This is a genomic window from Hyphomicrobium sp. (assembly GCF_041674905.1).
In the GTDB taxonomy this organism is placed as follows: Bacteria; Pseudomonadota; Alphaproteobacteria; order Rhizobiales; family Hyphomicrobiaceae; genus Hyphomicrobium_B.
The window spans coordinates 38,883-58,224 of record NZ_JBAYUV010000021.1; the positions used below are offsets into that span (position 1 = coordinate 38,883).

A 19,342-nucleotide genomic window follows, 5' to 3' on the forward strand; every position below is an offset into this window, starting at 1 on the left:
ACCATCATGGTTTCCCCAGCGGAAAGCAATTGCGCGGTTTCAGCACGCCATGCCGTCGCCATCGAAAACATGCCCCGACAGGCTCCGTCCTTTGTGCGATGCGAGATAAAGCGCAAGGGTCGCGACGTCGGGTTCGTTCGTCAGAACGGCGCCGTCGTTGAACCCGCTGTCTCCGACGACGCAAGGTCCGACAGCGTTGACGCGGATGCCCTGACCGGCCCAGCTCCGCGCTTCATTCGCCGTCATCGAAGCGAGCGCGGTGCGCGCATACCCCGCGACCGCGGAATCCCGCGCGCTCGTGGGATGGGGCATCTTCAGGACGTTAAGAATGAGGCCTTCGCTCAAAATGAGGCACATGCGATTGGCGATGATGCGCGTCAGTTGCGCGAGCGGCGAAAGCTTCCCGGTTATGAGCCTTTCGAGATCGCTGTCGCGCTTCACGACCGCAAGCTCATCCATGGAAATCGAAGCCATGTTGATAGCTGCGTCGAGCCCGCCATAGGCCTGCGCCGATGTTTGCGCAAAGGCAGCGGCGTTGTCGGCGCTGGAGATGTTCTGCGTATGCAGGCGAATGTCGCCGGCCGTCTGCGTCAGGACGGCTGCAAGTTCGATCAGTTCAGGGGAAAGCTCGGCGGTATGAACGATCAGCCGCGCCTGGAGATCGGCGAAAGACCGCGCGATGTCGATGCCCGATGTCGCCGTAAGACCTGTAATGAGGATGCGCGCCTGCGCGAACTCACTCGTGACATACCCGTCGCTACTCGTACTGACACGATCCATGTACATGGCGCTTGATCCCCTGCTCAACAGATAACGCAATACCGGCGAACGCGAGAGGCGCTGTCGGTCGTACGATACCACGGCGATTCGCCTAACGAGACCTAAACAGCGCCCCGATTCGGGTGCGCAGGCGACAGGTCAAGGGCGGATTTGCGGCTTTGCACCGAGACTCGCAAGCTGCACCCCGATCCTGATGTGTGACTGACGTGCGCCGCACGCGGTGGGAATCGAGCCGAACGTGGCTTAGTCTATTGAAACTTGGTGATAGGTCCCGTGCGCTGCATTGCATCTCGCTTCCCGAGCCTGCGAAGCTTGTTAGAGACGAATCGATGGGCGGCCTGAAGACCATGAGAAGACAAGACGAAACGAAGCTTTCGGCAGCACCTGCAACCCCAGGTGCGCCGGGCGTTCCTGGGGCGCTAGGCGCGCCAAGTACGCCGGGTGCGGAAGCCGCGTCGAAACCCGATGCCACGGCAGAACCGAAAAAACAGGCAGGCCCGCGAGATGGCTTCGTGCTCTTGAGCATCGCGGTTGTGGCCTGCGCGGTCTCGACGATGCTTTACGCGCAGTTCGGATTGCCGCTGGGCATGGCCATCGGCGCGGGCGTCGGCGCCTGGATGCTGTTCATGCTGATCCACAAGCAGGTGCAGAAGTCGGCCCAGATCAATGAACTGAAAGCAGAGCTGGCGCGTGCCCGCTTTCAAAGTGCAAAGCCGCAACGTCCCACCGCGCTTCGCGGCATGAAACTTTCGCCCGCGACGAGTGCAGGCGGCGAACAGCGTCAGCTGGATTTCCCATCCGCGACGACAGCTTCTGAAGCTGCGAAGTCGGCGGCCGCAGCCGTTGCGCGATCTGCGCCATTAGGGGCCGGACCGGCAGTCGCGCCGCAGCGGCCCGCTGCCAACTCCGACGTCGCCTCCGCGCCGATCCACGGCCGTATGTCCGTTCCGCCGCTTCGCGGCGCCATGCCAGCCGCTGAACAAGCGGCGGGCGAAACATCGTTAAACGATACTTCAATTGATCTGACGGGAATGCGTCTCCCGCCATCGGGCAGCGCCGCGCCCTCGTTGGGCATCGATGCTGCGCGCGAAGAACGTCCGGCGGGCGGCGTCGAGATGATCCGCGATCAGTGGTCGTTCCGCCCGCGCTCCGAAGCCCCTGCGCAGGGTGCGTCGGCAGTAGCGCGCGGCGCGACCACGGTCGAAGGTGATCTCGAACTCGTGCAGCGCAAGATCCGCGAGCTTGCCGATGAGGTGAACTTCGTCGAGGCAGCACGGCCGTCAGCGAAGCCGCTGCGCCCTGACATGCGTTCGACGCCGACGACCGACGCAATCGAGCATTCGATTGGCGCGCTCAAGGCGGCTGCAACCACGATGCGCGAGCGGCCGGGCGGTCTTGGTGAATTCATCCCGAAATCCGCGATGCCTGAGCCGGCCTCAACGCCCTCTCACAAGACTTCTTCGCCCCAGCCCGCGTCGTTGCCGGACCTCGGCGAACTCGTCATTCCGGCGACGGCCGAGCGCATCGCTGGCGCCGACCACAGTCCGAAAAAACCCGAGCCCGAAGCAGCGTCGCACCATGAACCGCATCATCATGAATTGCCGCTTCCCGAGCGTCCGTTGATCGACTTCGGCATGAACAGCGCGCCACCTGCCGCGCCCCCGCCGCACGGACGGGAGCTTGCGCAGGCCATCGAAAGCTCTGCGGTCGACGTATTTCTCGCGCCGATCGTGACGTTGTCCGAGCACGCCGTGAACCATTACGAAATGACCGTCGCGCCGCGTTCGCCGGACGGCACTCGCCTCGACGCGCGGGAAGACGAGTTCGCGCTCGTCGGTCCGGACCTCGCGGCGAAGTTTGACAGCGAGCGGCTTCAGCGCGCCGCCGCACTGTCGCTGCGTATGGAAGCGCGCGACAAGGACGGCTCGCTGCTGGTTGAAATCATGGGCAGTTCGCTGTCTGAGCGCGCGTTCCTCGAAACGATTGCGCAGGTGTACGGGGCCCGCCCGAAGGTTGCGACGCAACTCGTCGTGCTGCTGACGCAGCGCGCCATCGATGCGTTCACGCCCTCGGTCTGGCAGGCCATTCGCGACATGCACGCCTATGGCTTCCGCTTTGCGCTCGACGGCATCGAGCACATGCGCACCGATTTCGCGGCTCTGGCGGTGGCGGGCTTCGGTTTCATCCGTCTGCCGTCGCACGTCGTCTTCGACGGCTTCACCGCGCCAGATCGCTTTGTCGCGGCCGACGAAATCTACCAGCGTGCGAGGCTGGCGGGTCTGTCGATCGTCGCAACCGGCATCGCCGATGCGAAAACGCAGAAGCGCCTGCTGGAGATCGGCGTCGACCTCGGACAGGGCGCGCTGTTCGGCGTTCCGCGCCAAGTGATGTTGACTGGCCCGTCCAATCAGTCCGCCGCCGCTTAAGACGTGATCGAGCGGACGGCGCATCGCAGTGCCGTCCGTCACGCAACTCCGCGCCGATGACAGGTCGATCTCGGGACGCTATAGGGCACTGCGCGAGCCGGCGTCCGGCGCGCGGAGGCTCCTGGATCATCAATGAACGCAATTCCAGTTCTGCAATCGATCGCGCCGCTCGCTGTAACGGCGGATCTTTGGTTCGTCGATATCTGGGGTGTCATGCACGACGGCGTGCGCCCCTATGCGTCGTCCGTCGCCGCGTGCGAAGCATTCAGGCGGCAAGGCGGCACGATCCTGCTCGTCACCAACTCGCCGCGCCCGCGCGAAAGCGTTGCCCTTCAGCTCGACGGCATCGGCGTCGCGCGCTCCGCTTATGACGGCATCGTCAGTTCCGGCGATGTCTCGCGCAGCCTCATCGAGGAATGGGCGGGCGAGCCGATCCTCCACATCGGACCGGAACGGGACTTGCCGGTGTTTGCCAATCTGCAGGCAACGCCTGGAGCCGGCGTCGCGGACGCGGCGGTCGCCGTCTGCACCGGCTTGTACGATGACGAGAAGGAGACGCCCGCCGATTATGCGCACATGCTCGCAAACCTCAAATCCCGCGACGTGCCGATGATCTGCGCCAATCCGGATCAAAAGGTCGAACGCGGCGGACGCCTGATCTATTGCGCGGGCGCGATTGCGCGCGCCTACGAAGCGCTGGGCGGTAACGTCAGTTACGCCGGCAAGCCGTTTCAGCCGATCTACGATCTGGCGCTGGAACTCGGCGGCGACACGCGCGGCAAGCCGGTCGCGAAAGACCGCGTGCTCGCGATTGGGGACGGCGTCTCAACCGATATCGCGGGCGCCGCCAATTTCGGCATTCGCTCTGTCTTTATTGCGAGCGGCGTTGACGTGAAAACCGGCGAGGACATCGGCGACGCCGCTGCGCGCCTGTTCGCATCGGCCTCGTCACAACCCATCGCCGTCATGAACAGTTTTTCTTGGTAGATCGCATCGCCCGACGGGCACAGCGCGGGCACGCCCAAGGCGAAGGGCTAACGCTCGGCTGCTCCGTCATTTTCCGTCATGGCCGCGCAGACAGCCATCCACGACAAAGTCATCCTCACAAAATTTGTCTGATCCCGCGTTGCCGCGCATGAGAGCGTTTTGACGACCTAACGTGGATGGCCGCCGTCGCGGCCATGACGTGAGAAGAACGACGTATGATGGGTCTCTCGTCACGCTGCAGCTGTGAGAATGCGTCAAGGCTTTTGCCAATAGCCAGCCGCCTCTCCATTGTCATGGCCGCGACGGCGGCCATCCACGACACCTAAATGGTCAGCACGATCTTGCCGATGTGCTCGCTCGACTCTATGCGCGCGTGAGCGTCCGCCGCGCGCGCCAGCGGAAACGTGCTGTCGACCGGGATCTTGATCTGTCCCGACGCGACGAGGGGAATGACTTTCTCTTCCAGAGCACGCGCGATGCCACCCTTCACGTCGTTCGAGCGGATGCGCAGCGTCGAGCCGGTGATCGTCAGCCGCTTCAGCATCACGCGGATGAAGTCGATCGTCGCTGTCGAACCCTTCTGATACGCGATGTTGACGAGACGCCCGTCGTCGGCCAGCGCGCGGATGTTCTTGTCGATGTAGTCGCCGCCGACCATGTCGAGGATGACGTCGACGCCACGCTTGCCCGTTTCGGCTTTGACGACTTCCGAAAAATCTTGGCTCCGGTAATTGATCGCAATGTCCGCGCCGAGCGCGCGTGCGGCGGCGCACTTCTCGTCCGATCCGACCGTCGTGATGACGCGCGCGCCAAAGGCTTTCGCAAGCTGGATGGCGGTCACGCCGATACCGCTCGTGCCGCCGTGAACTAGAAACGTCTCGCTCGCTTTAAGCGCACCGCGCTCGAAGACGTTGTGCCAGACCGTGAAGAACGTCTCCGGGATCGCCGCCGCGTCAGTGAAGGACAGCGTGTCGGGCTTGCGAATGCAGCAGACCGCGGGCGCGGCGGCGTATTCCGCATAGCCGCCGCCTGGCGTCAGCGCGAGCACGCTGTCGCCCACCGAAAACCTATCGACGCCGTTACCGAGAGCGGCAACGACACCCGCAACCTCGAGGCCCGGAAGCTCGGAATGCCCTTTCGGCGCTGGGTAATTTCCCTGCCGTTGCAGCACGTCCGGCCGGTTGACGCCTGCTGCCGCAACTTTGATCAGCACCTCGCCCGCGCCCGGCGCCGGTACGGGAACGTCGCGCAATTGCAGCACGTCCGGTCCGCCTTTTCCTTCGATGACAAGGGCTTTCATGGAGGTTGGAAGGCTCATTGGGTGATCTTTCATTGTGTGCGTGCGCGAGCAATGCACCCTCGCATCGCCCCCTGCAAGGCGGGCCAACGCGTCACGAAGGCTCGGCGCGCCTCGACCGCGCGGGCAAGCTTGGCTACTCTCCATGCAGGATGAAGCGCAGCGCGGAGGTGGCGCCAGTGGACCTTGATGACCTGATGCCGGCAAAGAAGCCGAGTGGCGTTGTGATCGGTGAAAACCTATCGGCGCTGTCCGTCGCGGAACTCGAAATGCGGATCACCGATCTTCAGTCTGAAATCGAGCGCGTGCGGGTCGAGCTCGACAAGAAGCGCAAGCATGAAGCCGCGGCGCAGGCGCTTTTTAAATCATGAAGCGAGAGTTAAACGGTTCCATCGAATGCCGAGTATCGCGCTTAATAAAATGCGCGTGCTCGCGACGTCACAGCCTCTCCGCATTTCTAAAGATCGCATTGCCGTATCGCAACGTCCGCTTAACCCGAACTTAAGCATATCGAGGCACAGTCAGCGTCGATCCGGGCCATCTGGATTGAAGCGGCCCCTCGGCCGCTTGTTTGACGCCTCCTGTTGACTTTCGAGCTGCCCATCAAAATGGGCGGCTCTTTTTTTGCATTGTCCACAGGGTCGAAAAAAGTGCCCCGTTTTGGGCGTTCTTATTAACTATGGTGCCCTACTGTCAGTTCGTGATAGCAACAGCGGACGGGTAAGCGTTTGTATCGTTGAGGGTCATGAGTAACGTATTCAGCGTCGACGGCGCGCGGCAAAGCGGCGCCATAACGGTCTCGTTCGGAGAGCGCTTTCAGTGCTCCGAGCAGTTTGACCATATCTTCCGCGAAGGCATGGCGCTGGTCGAGCGCACGGCGAGCTATCTCGACGGTCCGGGCCGCAAGGAAGCAAAGAATCTGAACGGTCCTGCGGGCGTGCTCTATGCGACCGAGAGCATGCGGCTGACGACCCGTCTCCTCGATCTCGCCTCGTGGCTTCTTATCCGCCGCGCCTTGCGCGAGGGGGAGATCACGGACGAAGAGGCGCAGAAGAAGCGCCGACGCGTGAAGCTCCAGGCCTTCGGCCGTCCCTCGCACGTGAAGGGTTTCCCCGATCTGCCGAACGGCCTCAAAGGTCTGATCGAGGAAAGCTTTGCTCTCCACGATCGCATCTCTCAACTCGACCGCGCGATGTCGAAGCCGGACGATAGCGATGCATTGACCGGCGCCGCTAATCCCGTTGCCCAGCAGGTCGGGCTGCTTGAGCGCGCCTTCGCGAGCAAGCTCAGCTAAGCGCTGACAACTTCCAGATTTAAAAAGGCCCGGTCATCGAACCGGGCCTTTTTATTGCGAAACTCTAATCCTGCTCGCGATGCGGCGATCAGAACATGCCCTCGAACTTCTTCTTGAAGCGCGACAGACGGCCACCGCGGTCCATCAGCTTCTGGTCGCCGCCCGTCCAGGCCGGGTGCGTGTTCGGGTCGATGTCGAGGGTCAGCTTGTCGCCCTCTTTGCCGTAGGTCGAGTAGGTGGTGAATTCCGACCCGTCGGTCATCACGACTTTGATCTGATGATAATCAGGGTGGAGATCGGCGTCTTTCTTCATGGCGGTAGTCCGTCTTGAAAATGCGTTGCTGGCGGCGAAGCTCCGAGAAAGCTCCGGCCCTTTAGATTGCAAAGGGACTGAATTGGCTGCTGTGTACCCGGAAAGAGGGCACCGCACAAGGCCGGAAAGTCGCACTCTGGACGCGCCCGGAACGGGCGGCAGCGGCCCATTGTCTCTTGAGCCGGGGCTTAGCCTCGGGCATGGTCCGGAGCGGCTTTAAGGGTTGAAACGCCTATGTTTCCCCGAGCATTGGAATAAAAAAGCCGATGGGCAGCGAAACGACTAATTTGGGCCGCGGGGAGACGTCGTCGGGCGAGGCAGCCTCGCAAGGCCGCGCGTCGCTAAAACCGCTCCTCGCTCTGAAGCCTCTGATTCTGGCGCACAAAGGCGCGCTCTGGGGCGCAATTATCGCGGTCGTCCTGTCGGCGGTTGCGATGCTGGCGGTGCCAATGGCCGTCCGCCGCATGATCGATAGCGGTTTCGCCGCGCACGATTCAGAGCTGATCAACAGCTACTTCCTGACGCTGATCGCCATCGGCCTGCTGCTCGCGATCGCGAGCCCCGCGCGCTACTATTTCGTCAACTGGATCGGCGAACGCGTGGTTGCCGATCTGCGCACCAAGGTTTTTGCGCAGCTTTCGACGCTCGGACCGGCCTATTTCGACGTCAACCACTCCGGCGAAATCATGAGCCGCCTGACGGCGGACACGACGCAGATCAAAGCCGTCGCCGGGTCGTCGCTGAGCCAGGCTGCGCGCAATTTCATCATGCTGATCGGCGCGCTCGTGATGATGTTCGTCTCGAGCGGCAAGCTTTCATTGCTCGTGTTGATTGCGATCCCGGTCATCGTTCTGCCGCTGGTCGGTTTCGGCCGCCTCGTTCGCCGCCTGTCGCGGACGGCGCAGGACACGCTTGGCGACGCCTCGGCCTATGCCGCCGAAAATCTCGCCGCGCATCGCACGATGCTGGCCTACGTCAATGAGCAGGCCGTCACGGCGCGCTTCAGCAGCGCCGTCGAGCGCGCCTTCGATGCCGCCCGCCAGCGGATGCGTGCACGCGCCGCGCTGACCGGCGTCGCGATCTTTTTGACGGTCGCGAGCATCACGGGCGTGCTCTGGTATGGCGCGTCCGACGTCATCGCCGGCAACATGACGGCGGGACGCCTCGGCCAGTTCGTTCTCTACGCGCTGTTCGCGGCGGGCGCGCTCGCCGAACTCTCGGAAGTTTGGGGCGAGATCACCCAGGCCGCTGGCGCCGCCGAACGGCTTTCGGAAATGCTGGCGACGATCCCGGAAATCCGCGCGCCCGAAAAGCCTGTGCCGCTTCCAGAGCCGCCGCTCGGCACCGTCGCCTTCGAGAACGTGACGTTCTCCTATCCGACCCGCCGGGACGAAAAGGCTCTCGACGGCGTTTCGTTCAACGTCAGGCCTGGCGAGACGATCGCTCTGGTCGGGCCGTCCGGCTCGGGCAAGACGACGATCTTCAATCTGCTGCTGCGTTTCTATGATCCGAGTGCCGGAGCCGTCGACGTCGACGGCGTCAACGTCGCCAGCACTGATCTTGCCGACCTTCGCCGGAGGCTCGCTCTCGTCCCGCAGGACGTCGCATTGTTTGCCGACACCGTCGCCGAAAATATTCGTTACGGCACGCCCGGTGCGACGCTGGCGGAAATTCGCCAGGCAGCGATCGCCGCGCAGGCCGACGAATTCATCAGCGCGCTGCCCGGCGGCTACGACTGCAAGCTCGGCGAGCGCGGCGCGCTGCTGTCGGGCGGCCAGCGTCAGCGCATCGCCATTGCCCGCGCCATTTTGAAGAATGCCCCGATCCTGCTCCTCGACGAAGCGACGAGCGCGCTCGATGCCGAAAGCGAGCACGCCGTGCAGCACGCTCTCGACGGACTGGTGACGGATCGCACGACGCTGGTGATCGCCCACCGCCTCGCAACCGTGCAGAAGGCCGACCGCATCCTCGTCATGGAAAAAGGCCGCATCGTCGAAGCCGGAACGCACGCCGAGCTTGTTCGCCGGAACGGCACATACGCGCGCCTCGCCGAGCTTCAGTTCGGCCGCGAAGCCGCCGAATAACTTCGCCGCGCGTCGTCGGCAGAGCTTAACTACAGATTAATGCCTGTCGTGCTGGAATGGTCGCATGAGAGGATTGCTCGCCATCGTCATTCTCTTCGCCGCCTTTGCCTACGATATGTCGTACAATGGCGGGCAGGGCGTGGATTGGATTCTGACGACGCTCGGCGTTCAGTAAACCCGCGCAGCGCGATCCTGGCCGTCTCTCATCGCAGCGGCACGTGTAGCCACAGGGTGAAATTCTCAGCGGCTGGTCAGCTTCAGCTCGATACGCCGGTTGCGCTGGTAAGCCTCTTCCGAGTTGCCGGCATCAACCGGTTGAAATTCGCCATAGCCCGCCGCGACCAGCCGATCGGCCGCAACGCCGCGCAACACCAGATATTTGACGACGGAAGCCGCGCGCGCCGTCGATAGTTCCCAGTTCGACGGATATTGCGGGTTCGAAATCGGACGCGCATCGGTGTGGCCGTTGATCTGCAACGCCCAGTCGATGTCGCCCGGAATTTCCTTTTGTAGTTCGAGGATCGCCTCCGCGATCTGATCCATCGCCGACATGCCTTCCGGCGTCAGCGTCGCCGAGCCCGAGGAAAACAGAACTTCCGATTCAAAGACGAAGCGGTCGCCGACAACGCGAATGTCCTTGCGATCCTTCAGCAGCTCCCGCAGTCGCCCGAAGAAGTCCGAGCGATAGCGCTTCAGCTCCTGCACCTGCTGCGCCAGAGCCGCGTTGAGGCGCGCGCCGAGATCCTTGATCGTCTTGTCGCTTTCGGTGCCCTTCTTGTCGGCCGCGTCGAGCGCATCGCTCAAGCCCGCGATCTGCCGCCGCAGCGCGATGAGCTGCTGATTCAAAAGATCGACTTTCGACAGCGCTTCATCCGAAATGTTTTTTTGCGACTGAAGATCCGAGCTCAGCCCCGAAATCTTGCCCTCCGCCGCCTTCGCCCGCTCGTCGGCTCCAAGTCCGACGCCGGTCAGCTTGTCGTTCTCCGTCTTCAGGCTCGACAGTGTTGCCTGCAGCGCCGCCAGCTCGTCTTGCGAGGATTGCGCCTTGCCCTTTTCGAGCGACAGCATCGATGTCAGTTCGCTGATCTGCCGCGTCAGGCGCTTTAGCGCCGAATCTTTTCCCGACGCTTCCTCGGCGGAAAAATACTGCGCGATCATGAAGATCGACATCAGAAGCGTGACGACGAGCAGCAGCGTCGAAAGCACGTCGACGTAGGCTGGCCAGAACTCGCCGTATTCTCCGCCGCGGCGGGAGCGTCCGCGCGCCATCGTCTTAGTCTCCGCGCTTCATTGCGTCTGCGAGATTCTTCAGCATGCTCGCAACTTCCGCCTGCTGTTGCGCCTGTTCGTCGACCCATTCGCGAACGACTTTCTGCTCGGAGCGCATCTGCGTCACGAGTTGATTGACGCCGCGCGCGAGGTCGCGAACCTCTTCCGGATTGGCGGCCTGCGGCTGGCCCAGCATGCGCGGCGGAACGACGGGCTGCTCGCCGAGACGGGCCGTGAAATCTTCCAGCGCCTTCTGCATGTCGACGACCGCGCCGAGAAGCTGGCGGTTGACGTAATCGCTCGAGCCCAACGCGGTGCCACCCGGCGTCAGCTCGGTGATGCCCGACAGCCATTCTTCGAGTTCGTTATAGAAACGGTTGTGCGCGTGACTGGCCTGCAGTTCGAGGAAGCCCAGAATGAGCGAGCCCGAAAGCCCGAGCAGCGACGACGAAAACGCGGTGCCCATGCCCTTCAGAGGAGCGGAAAGTCCCGCCTTCAGATCGCTGAAGAGCTGAACGTTATCGGACGCTTTCGTGTCGAGCGTATCGATGGCGTGGCCGACCGACTGGATCGTCTCGAGCAGGCCCCAGAAGGTTCCGAGCAGCCCGAGGAACACGAGCAGCCCGACCATGTACCTGCCGGTATCGCGCGCTTCGTCCAGACGCGAGCCGATCGAATCCATGAACGAGCGCATCGCCGCTGTCGACAGCGAGATCGTTCCGGTCCGGTCGCGCAGCATGGTCGCCATCGGCGCGAGCAGCACGGGCTTGGCGCTGATCGAGAGGCCGGGATCGGCGATGCGGAAGGCGTTGACCCAGCGAATTTCGGGATAGAGCCGGAAGACCTGGCGATAGGCGTAAATGATGCCGAGCAGCAACGCGCCGACGATCAGCCCGTTGAGTCCCGGATTGTTCAGGAACGAATGCTTCAGCTGATCGAACAGAATGGCGGCCAGAAAGCCGACAAGCGTCAAGAATATCGTCATGCGCAGCAAAAAGACACCTGGCGGTGTCAAACGGCGCGAAACCGGTGCGAGTGCCGCGGTATCGCCCGGGCGTATCTTGGCCATTGGTGGTCTCCCCGAACGTCCCCCGCGGTCTAACACCAAACCTTAGCGCATGCCTCTCCCATCGAAAACCGGCAACATCATGCCGAAACCGCGTCGCGTTCGCGTCTCAGCTCACGGCTTATTAAAAAGTATTGCACCGAACGCCTTATGAAGCGTCGGGTTCGCGGCAAGAATATCTCCGTTATCCAGGAATTTATCGCTTCCGCTGAGATCGCTGACGATTCCTCCCGCTTCCCGCATCATGACGATCCCGGCCGCGATATCCCAGGGCTGCAGGCCGTGCTCCCAGTAGGCGTCGAAGCGGCCCGCCGCCACGAATGCGAGATCGAGAGCGGCCGATCCTGACCGCCGGATGCCCGCAACTTCCTGCATCATCGTTCCCATCTCTTTCAGGAACCGGGAATGGTTGGCACGGCCCCGGTGCGGAATGCCGGTCGTGACGAGCGAGTCCCCCAGCGTTTTGCGCGATGCGACGCGCAGGCGCCGGTCGTTCATGTAGGCGCCCTTGCCCTTTTCCGCGGTAAAAAGCTCGTCGCTGGCGGGATTATAGATGACGCCCGCGATCAACTGTCCCTCGCGTTCGAGCGCGATCGAAATGGCGAACAGCGGATTGGAGTGCAGGAAGTTCGTCGTACCGTCGAGCGGATCGACGATCCAGCGATGCGTTTTGTCGGCGCCTTCGATTTCGCCGCGCTCTTCCATCAGGAATCCGTATCCCGGCCGCGCTTTCGACAGTTCCTTGAAAATGATGTCTTCCGCTTTGTGGTCGGCGACCGACACGAAATTCGCCGGTCCCTTGATCGAAACCTGCAGCTGCTCGACCTCGCCGAAGTCGCGGGCGAGGCTGCGTCCGGCCTTGCGGGCTGCCGTAATCATGACGTTGAGAGTGGGCGATACGTTGCTCATCGGGATGAAGGTCCGGGCGCGAGGCGCAAAATGGCGGGCAAAGGGGGGCTCTAGCCCCTCTCCCAACAACAAGCAAGGCTTGCAAGGGCTTGGAGGTTTACGCGGACGCCGCGAGCGGCGTTAAGGCGCGGAACCCACCTGAATGTGGTCGTGCCAGGCCGAAGCCGCCGCTTCGGCTCTCTGCCGCTGCGCCTTCGGCAGCTTGGCGACCATCGTGTCGAGCTCTTTGTCTTCAAAGCCGTTTTTCTTCGCGATCAGACGCCATGTGGCCGCTTCGACCGGGTCTTTCTCAACCTTGATGCCGTCGCGATAGAGATAGGCCATGCGGTTCTGTGCGCCCGGAACGCCTTTGTCGGCCGCCGCCTTCATCAGCACCGCGATCTTCGACTCATCCTTCGAAAGGCCGAAGCCCTGTAACAGTTTGACCGCGTAGTCGTATTGCGCCGGTGTCAGCCCTTGCTCGGCCGCGCGTGACAGCCAGCGCGCCGCTTCGAGCGCATTGGCTTCGGTGCCGGTGCCCGTCTGATAGAGTTCGGCGAGATCGTATTGCGCCTCGGGGACGCCTTTCTCCGCCGCGTATCGGATGTGTTGAAACGCCCGGATCGGGCTCTGCGGTTTGCCATCCCCCTTGAGGAACAGCATTCCGAGATTGTAGTTGGCTTCGGCGTTTCCCGTGAGTGCCGCTTTTTCGAAAAGCTCGGCTGCGACCTTGCGATCCTTCTTGATGCCGCGACCTTCCGCGAGAGCGATCGCCGCCGCGAACGATCCCTGCACGTCGCCAAGCTGCGACGCTTTCATGTAGTAATCGTAGGCTTTCCGCTCGTCCTTCTGAACGCCGAGACCTTCGCCGTAGATACGCCCGATGAGCGTGTTGGCCTGCGCTTCGCCGCGCTGTGCCGCTTCCTCCGCGAGCTTCAACGCCGTCAGATACTGGCCCTGATCGAACGCCATGTAGGCGGCATTATCGCCGGTCGCGGGAACCAGCGACGGGATCGCTTTCTTGATGCCTGTCGCCCCGGAATCCTGTGCGGCTGCAGGCGAAGGCGCCCTCGGCGGCGGCAGAGGTGAAGTGGAAGGCGTTGATTTCGGCACTGACGTTTCACGCGCGGACCATGAGCTGGTCTCGGCCGCGAGCGGACCTGCCAGGGTGAGCAGCAGCGCCGTCGCCCCAAAACGTCGAATGAGTTTGCCGTTACGCTTCACCTGACGTCCTCGTGTGCCGAAACCGCTTCGCCGTAGGCCCGGATGCGGGCCAAGACCTCTGAAACCGATTGGTCCGCCGTGATCGTAACGCCGACGAAGTCCGCTCCGGCACCAGCAAGGGCGCGCGCATGATCGGCATCTGCAACATCGAGCGCCACGCACGGAATCTCGAACACCTCGCTCCACCACGCGACCAAGTCGAGCTGCCGTCGCGCGGCGCGGGCGCGATCCTCGACATGCGCAGGAATTCCGAATGCAACATAGTCGCTGTCCGCTTCGCCGATCTGCATGGCGTCGTCACGCGTTCGGCCCGCGTCCGCCCCGACGATCAATTCCCGGCCAGCGGCCTGTCGAACGCTTCTGAAGCTTTCGACGACATCGGCGCTCCAGAAGACGTGAACGCCATCAGCGCCGAGATCGCGGGCATGAGCCACGTCACCGAGAAGAACGGCGACGCCCTGCTTTTGGGCTATGGCCGTCAGCTCGCGAACCGTTTCCAGATCGTAAGCTGCGCCACCTTCCGTTCGAATCAAAAGGCTCGCGACCGGCGCCGCTTCGAGTGCCGCCGACAACACGGCGCGAGACGTCGCCAATGGTCCCGACACCACATAATCCAGATAGAGCTTTGTCTCGCTCGCCACGCCCGGTTCTCCGCATTTGAGATCGCTCTTCGAAGCCGATTGCGGCGGAAACAAGAACGACTTTTATTGCCTAGGACTTCTCGTTACACTCAAATAGGGTTTTCCGGGACACAGCACTGTTTTTTCGCCGGATTTTTCATGGGCCACGGTTTACCAGTCCATGCGAACGGGCCATGTTCCGCTTAAGCCCCATTTTTTCGGCGTTTTTCCGCCAACATGAGGGCTCACCAACTGTCAGACGGATACCTGACGTCGGCGTGCTTCTCGCCTAACGGAGCCATTTGGGAATGAACAAGCTTTCCGCTCTGCGCGCTCTTAGCTTTGGCGTTTTGGCGTTCTGTTCGGCAGGCGGCGCAGCATCGCTCGCCGCCGAAACGGGGTCCGAAACGTCAGGGAGCGGCGCGACGACGACGTATTTTCCGCCGTCGAACGGTTCGTCGGCTTCTGTCCCGCAGACGACGAGCGCGCTTCCAGAATCCGCCAGGTCGTCGGCGCCCGTAACGGAGTCGGCTCCGGCCGCTGCTGTCACCCCGTCCGAAACGGCTCCTGCAACTGAAGCGCAGCCTGCGCCCGCGACGGCCGCCGTAACGCCGCCTGTAGAAACGCCAGCTGCGTCCGCTCCGACCGAATCCGCTACCGCACCGGCCTCGGCAACTCCTGCGCAACCGGAAGCTCAGCCGTCAACGCCGCCGGCTGCCGCCGCAGCGGCTCCCGAGACCCTTGTCAGCCCCGTCGTCGAAGCTGCGCGCCGAAAACTCGCGGACAAATCGCTCGTCGGCAGGGACAACGTCTCGTCGGACATCGCCGCTGCCGCCGACTACTACAACGCCCGCAAGGAGCCGTTGTGGGTCCACGACGGCAGCTTCAACGAAAAAGCCAAATCAGTGATCTCCGAGCTTCGGAAGGCGGACGATTGGGGCCTCGAGTCTTCCGATTTCGTTGTTCCCAATCTCGCAAGCAGCGCCGATGTCGAAGCGCAAGGAACAGCGGAAGCGCAACTGACGCTTTCGGCCTTGAAGTATGCGCGTTTTGCGCGTGGCGGCCGTCTCGATCCCATATCGCTCAGCAACATTCTCGACATGAAGCCGCCGGTGAAAGATCCCAAGGCCGTGGTGCGGGAACTCGCCGATGCCTCGCATCCCGGCACGGTCCTGCGCGGCCTCAATCCGCGTCATGACGGCTTCGAGAAGCTACGCCAGGAACTGCTCAAAGCGCGCGGCGCGACCGTCGAGGAAGAGCCAACGACCGATCCCGCCGAAGAGGTCAAGCTGCCGCGTGGTAAGGTGCTGCGCCTTGGCGTTCGCGACGATCAGGTGGCGCTGCTCCGCCAGCGTCTCAAGGTTCCGTCGGCTGATGCCGACAGCAACGATCTCTACGATGACGCCTTGCTCGACGCGGTGAAGGATTATCAGCGCGCCAACGGTTTGGCCGCTGACGGTCTCGTCGGCAACGGCGTGCGCAATGCGTTGAATGGTGGCGGCAAGTCGAAAAGGATCGATCCGACACGCAACGTCGATCGCTTGATTGCCAACATGGAGCGTTGGCGCTGGCTGCCGGAGAACCTCGGCTCGTTCTACGTGATGAACAACATCCCCGAGTTCACCAGCGAAATTTGGAAGGGCAAGGATCGCGTTCTCAGTCAGAGAATGATCGTCGGCCAGCCGTCGTGGCCGACGCCGGTCCTCACCGCCAACCTGCAATACGTCATCTTCCGGCCGAGCTGGGGCATGCCCGATGGCATCAAGGCCAAAGAGCTTGCGCCCCGCTTGAGGAAAGCATCGAACTCCGGCTTTGATTTCTTCGACCAGCTTTTCGGTGGTGGCGGTGGTGGCGGCAGCGGCGGCGCGCGCGTCCTCGAGGCTTATAAGCTGCAGGTGTCGTATAACGGCCGCCCGGTCGATCCCAATTCGGTCAACTGGAACACGGCGGATCTCAGAAGCTACAGCTTCGTTCAGCCGCCGGGACCCGATAACCCCCTCGGCATGGTCAAGTTCCGCTTTCCGAACCGCCACGACGTTTACATGCACGATACGCCCGAGCGCAGCCTGTTCGGGCAGTCCAGTCGCGCGTTAAGCCACGGCTGCTTGCGCGTCGGCGAACCGCGCCGCACCGCGGAAGTCATCTTGCAGGAAGACAAGGGCTATTCGCCGGAAAAGGTCGGAGAGCTTTGGAACGGCGGCGCCGACGTGACGCTCAGCAAACCCGTTCCGGTCTACCTTGTGTATTTCACGGCGCGCGTTGACGAGAGCGGCCAGCTCCGGACCTACGGCGATCTCTATGGCAACGACAATCGGGTCATGTCGGCGCTGCGCGGACACCCGGTCCGTTACAATGCCCCCGAGGCCATCGATCCGACAGAAGCCGATCAACCCGGCGCCATCAGCGACGGTTCGGATTCCATGAGTGATGCGCCGCCTGTTGCCCGCAACAGCCGCAACAACAAGAAGACCGCGTCCACTAAGAAAAATCCGATTACGCCGGCGGCGACACTTCAGGACGCGCTCTCGAGCATCTTCCTGAACTAAGCCCGTTCGCCGGAACGTTTGATAAGAAAAAGGGCGGCTCCGAGCCGCCCTTTTGATTTTGCAAGACGTATCGCGGTGAAAGGCGCGTTCGTTACGCGGCCTTCTCCTGCGCCTGGCTCCATTTGCCGAGCGCCGCCAGCCCGTTCATCTTCGCGCGATGCGTGAACGCACGTTGACCCGCCGCGACGTTCTCGGACTTGCCGCCCCACGTCTTGATCGCCGCCGCCTGCAATGCCCGGCCATAAGAGAACGTCAGCGCCCAAGGCAACGGACCCGACGCGTTCATCAGCGACAGATGCTCGGTCGCCGCCTCGTCCGACTGTCCGCCCGAAAGGAACGCGATGCCCGGCACCGCCGCCGGCACCGTTTCCTTCAGAACCTTCACGGTTTTTTCCGCGACTTCGGCGGCGCTTGCCTGCTTCGCAGACTTCTGCCCCGCGATGATCATGTTCGGCTTCAAGACGATGCCTTCGAGATTGACCCGCGCATCGTAAAGCTCGCGGAATACGGTGCGCAGCGTCCACTCCGTTACGCGGTAGCATTCGTCGATGTCGTGCGAAGAATGCGCGCCGTCCATCAGCACTTCCGGCTCGACGATCGGAACGATGTTGGCTTCCTGGGCGAGCGCCGCATAACGCGCAAGCGCGTGCGCGTTGGCCTTGACGCAGTTCCACGTCGGATAGCCGTCGGCGATCGTGATGACCGCGCGCCACTTCGCGAACCGCGCGCCGAGCTTATGATATTCGGCGAAACGCTCGCGAAGACCGTCGAGGCCCTCCGTGATCGTCTCGACCTTGGACGTCAGTCCTGCAAGCGGCTTCGCGCCCATGTCGACCTTGATGCCCGGGATCGATCCCGCAGCTTTCATGATGTCGACGAGCGGCGTGCCGTCCTTCGCCTTCTGGCGGATCGTCTCATCGTAAAGGATGACGCCCGAAACGTGATTCTTCATGCCCTCGGTCGCGCGGAAAAGCATCTCGCGGTAATCGCGACGGCTGTCCTCGGTCGAGACGAGATTGATCGTGTCGAACCGCTTCTTGATCGTGCTCGTGCTTTCGTCCGCAGCCAGGATGCCCTTGCCCGGCGCAGTGAGAGCGCGGGCGATATCTTCGATTTTCTCGCTCATATTTGTCTCCGAATGGCCGTTTGAGAGTTTTTGCGCTTGGAACGACGACGGGCGCCATGTGAGGGGCGCCCGTCCAGGTTTCATAAAGGAGTTAGATCAATTTTCCCATCGCGACGGCGGTGTCCGCCATGCGGTTCGAGAAGCCCCATTCGTTGTCATACCAGGCGAGGACGCGAACGAATGTGCCGTCCAGGACCTTGGTCTGGTCGAGATGGAAGATCGACGACCGGGCGTCGTGGTTGAAGTCGATCGAAACGTTTGGCTGATCGGTAACCCCGAGGATGCCAGCGAGTTCCTGCGACGCGGCGCGCTGGATTGCGCCGTTGATGTCGTCCTTCGTCGTTTCGCGTTTTGCGACGAACTTGAAATCGACGACCGAGACGTTCGGCGTCGGCACCCGGATCGACGTGCCGTCGAGGCGTCCGTTGAGTTCCGGCAGCACGAGGCCGACGGCCTTGGCGGCGCCCGTCGAAGTCGGGATCATCGACATCGCGGCGGAGCGGCCCCGGTAAAGATCCTTGTGCAGCGTATCGAGCGTCGGCTGATCGCCGGTGTAGGCGTGGATCGTCGTCATGAAGCCTTTGTCGATGCCGACGAAATCATTGAGCACCTTGGCGACCGGCGCCAGGCAGTTCGTCGTGCACGACGCGTTCGAGACGACGAGATGATCCTTGGTCAGCTTATCGTTGTTGACGCCGTAGACGACCGTCAGGTCGGCGCCATCGGCCGGAGCCGAAACGAGCACGCGTTTGGCGCCCGCATCGAGATGTGCTTTCGCCTTGTCTTTCGACGTGAAGATGCCCGTGCATTCGAGCGCGATATCAACGCCCAGAGCTTTATGCGGCAGCTCAGCCGGGTTCTTGATCGCCGTCACCTTGATCGGTCCGCGACCGGCGTCGATTGTATCGCCCGAGACTTTCACGTCGTGTGGGAAGCGGCCGTGCACGCTGTCGAAGCGCAGCAGGTGCGCATTCGTCTCGACCGGCCCAAGATCGTTGATGGCAACGACTTCGATATCCGTGCGTCCGCTCTCGATGATTGCGCGCAGCACATTGCGACCGATGCGGCCGAAACCGTTGATCGCCACCTTCACTGTCATTCTAAGGAATCCTCCAGATCTGGAAGAAAGATCGGGTGCAAACAGGAACGGTGTTTGACCAGACCCTTTCTCGTGTTCTCTTGATATTTAAGGGGTCTTAAACGTGACGGTATAGGACTCTGTCAATGTGGCAAGGTCCGGAGCCACGCGTTCGCTCTTCAATTTTTCACTGGAATGCGCCCAAACACGCTGTCGTTTGTTGACGTCGTTTACGATACGCACGTAACGTAGGAAACGAGACTTTGGTGATACGCGTGTCAATCGTGTCGCCCGAAAGGGCGTAGAGAGGCCATGACTGTACGCAACACCGCGAAGCGGGCTGA

The 19,342-nt window shown here is 62.3% G+C and carries 16 protein-coding genes; 6 read left to right on the forward strand and 10 right to left on the reverse strand.

Annotated elements, in window-relative coordinates; translation table 11 throughout:
- Positions 1-39: 39 nt before the first annotated feature.
- Positions 40-786: an SDR family oxidoreductase gene (locus WC026_RS10200; RefSeq protein ID WP_372710814.1), complete on the reverse strand. Its 747-nt coding sequence runs from the start codon at positions 784-786 to the stop codon at positions 40-42.
- A 341-nt stretch (positions 787-1,127) separates the two neighbouring features.
- Between WC026_RS10200 and WC026_RS10205 the strand changes: the two genes are divergently transcribed.
- Both WC026_RS10205 and WC026_RS10210 read left to right on the forward strand, forming a co-directional pair.
- Complete coding sequence (locus WC026_RS10205) at positions 1,128-3,206, forward strand: EAL domain-containing protein (protein WP_372710815.1); 2,079 nt, start codon at positions 1,128-1,130, stop codon at positions 3,204-3,206.
- 132 nt (positions 3,207-3,338) lie between these two features.
- Complete coding sequence (locus tag WC026_RS10210) at positions 3,339-4,193, forward strand: TIGR01459 family HAD-type hydrolase (RefSeq protein ID WP_372710816.1); 855 nt, start codon at positions 3,339-3,341, stop codon at positions 4,191-4,193.
- 322 nt (positions 4,194-4,515) lie between these two features.
- Here WC026_RS10210 and WC026_RS10215 read toward each other — a convergent pair whose 3' ends face one another.
- Complete coding sequence (locus WC026_RS10215; protein ID WP_372710817.1) at positions 4,516-5,511, reverse strand: NAD(P)H-quinone oxidoreductase; 996 nt, start codon at positions 5,509-5,511, stop codon at positions 4,516-4,518.
- 158 nt (positions 5,512-5,669) lie between these two features.
- On the opposite strand from WC026_RS10215, the gene WC026_RS10220 reads away from it, so the two are divergent.
- Positions 5,670-5,861 carry a DUF1192 domain-containing protein gene (locus tag WC026_RS10220; protein WP_372710818.1) on the forward strand — a complete coding sequence of 64 codons (192 nt, stop codon included), beginning with the start codon at positions 5,670-5,672 and terminating at the stop codon, positions 5,859-5,861.
- Positions 5,862-6,235: 374 nt separating this feature from the next.
- Complete coding sequence (locus WC026_RS10225; protein WP_372710819.1) at positions 6,236-6,784, forward strand: DUF1465 family protein; 549 nt, start codon at positions 6,236-6,238, stop codon at positions 6,782-6,784.
- An 88-nt stretch (positions 6,785-6,872) separates the two neighbouring features.
- Here WC026_RS10225 and rpmE read toward each other — a convergent pair whose 3' ends face one another.
- Positions 6,873-7,097 (reverse strand): 50S ribosomal protein L31, encoded by a 225-nt coding sequence (gene rpmE, locus WC026_RS10230; protein WP_372710820.1) that lies wholly within the window; start codon positions 7,095-7,097, stop codon positions 6,873-6,875.
- 266 nt (positions 7,098-7,363) lie between these two features.
- Here rpmE and WC026_RS10235 point away from each other — a divergent pair, with 266 nt between their 5' ends.
- Complete coding sequence (locus tag WC026_RS10235) at positions 7,364-9,181, forward strand: ABC transporter transmembrane domain-containing protein (RefSeq protein ID WP_372710821.1); 1,818 nt, start codon at positions 7,364-7,366, stop codon at positions 9,179-9,181.
- A gap of 240 nt (positions 9,182-9,421) precedes the next feature.
- Here the strand turns inward: WC026_RS10235 and WC026_RS10240 are convergent, their stop codons facing one another.
- The 5 genes from WC026_RS10240 to WC026_RS10260 form a co-directional block, all read right to left on the reverse strand.
- Complete coding sequence (locus WC026_RS10240) at positions 9,422-10,450, reverse strand: peptidoglycan -binding protein (RefSeq protein WP_372710822.1); 1,029 nt, start codon at positions 10,448-10,450, stop codon at positions 9,422-9,424.
- A gap of 4 nt (positions 10,451-10,454) precedes the next feature.
- Complete coding sequence (locus WC026_RS10245; RefSeq protein ID WP_372710823.1) at positions 10,455-11,519, reverse strand: flagellar motor protein MotA; 1,065 nt, start codon at positions 11,517-11,519, stop codon at positions 10,455-10,457.
- Between the two features lie 111 nt (positions 11,520-11,630).
- Positions 11,631-12,425, reverse strand: a complete 795-nt coding sequence (locus WC026_RS10250; protein WP_372710824.1) for an inositol monophosphatase family protein — start codon at positions 12,423-12,425, stop codon at positions 11,631-11,633.
- Positions 12,426-12,545: 120 nt separating this feature from the next.
- Entirely contained in the window at positions 12,546-13,628 is a 1,083-nt protein-coding gene (locus WC026_RS10255) for a tetratricopeptide repeat protein (RefSeq protein ID WP_372710825.1), read from the reverse strand.
- Positions 13,625-14,269 (reverse strand): thiamine phosphate synthase, encoded by a 645-nt coding sequence (locus tag WC026_RS10260; RefSeq protein ID WP_372710826.1) that lies wholly within the window; start codon positions 14,267-14,269, stop codon positions 13,625-13,627. Before WC026_RS10260 ends, WC026_RS10255 begins: the two co-directional genes overlap by 4 nt.
- Positions 14,270-14,556: 287 nt before the next feature.
- On the opposite strand from WC026_RS10260, the gene WC026_RS10265 reads away from it, so the two are divergent.
- The gene (locus WC026_RS10265; protein WP_372710827.1) at positions 14,557-16,794 is read left to right on the forward strand and encodes a L,D-transpeptidase family protein; all 2,238 of its coding nucleotides are present in this window, start codon (positions 14,557-14,559) and stop codon (positions 16,792-16,794) included.
- A gap of 91 nt (positions 16,795-16,885) precedes the next feature.
- On the opposite strand, the gene WC026_RS10270 is transcribed toward WC026_RS10265, so the two are convergent.
- Together WC026_RS10270 and gap are read right to left on the reverse strand one after the other, a co-directional pair.
- A complete protein-coding gene (locus tag WC026_RS10270) occupies positions 16,886-17,920 on the reverse strand; it encodes a class I fructose-bisphosphate aldolase (RefSeq protein ID WP_372710828.1) in 1,035 nt (344 codons plus the stop codon).
- 91 nt (positions 17,921-18,011) lie between these two features.
- Positions 18,012-19,019, reverse strand: coding sequence for a type I glyceraldehyde-3-phosphate dehydrogenase (gene gap / locus WC026_RS10275; protein ID WP_372710829.1), 1,008 nt, complete (start codon positions 19,017-19,019; stop codon positions 18,012-18,014).
- Positions 19,020-19,342: the final 323 nt, after the last annotated feature.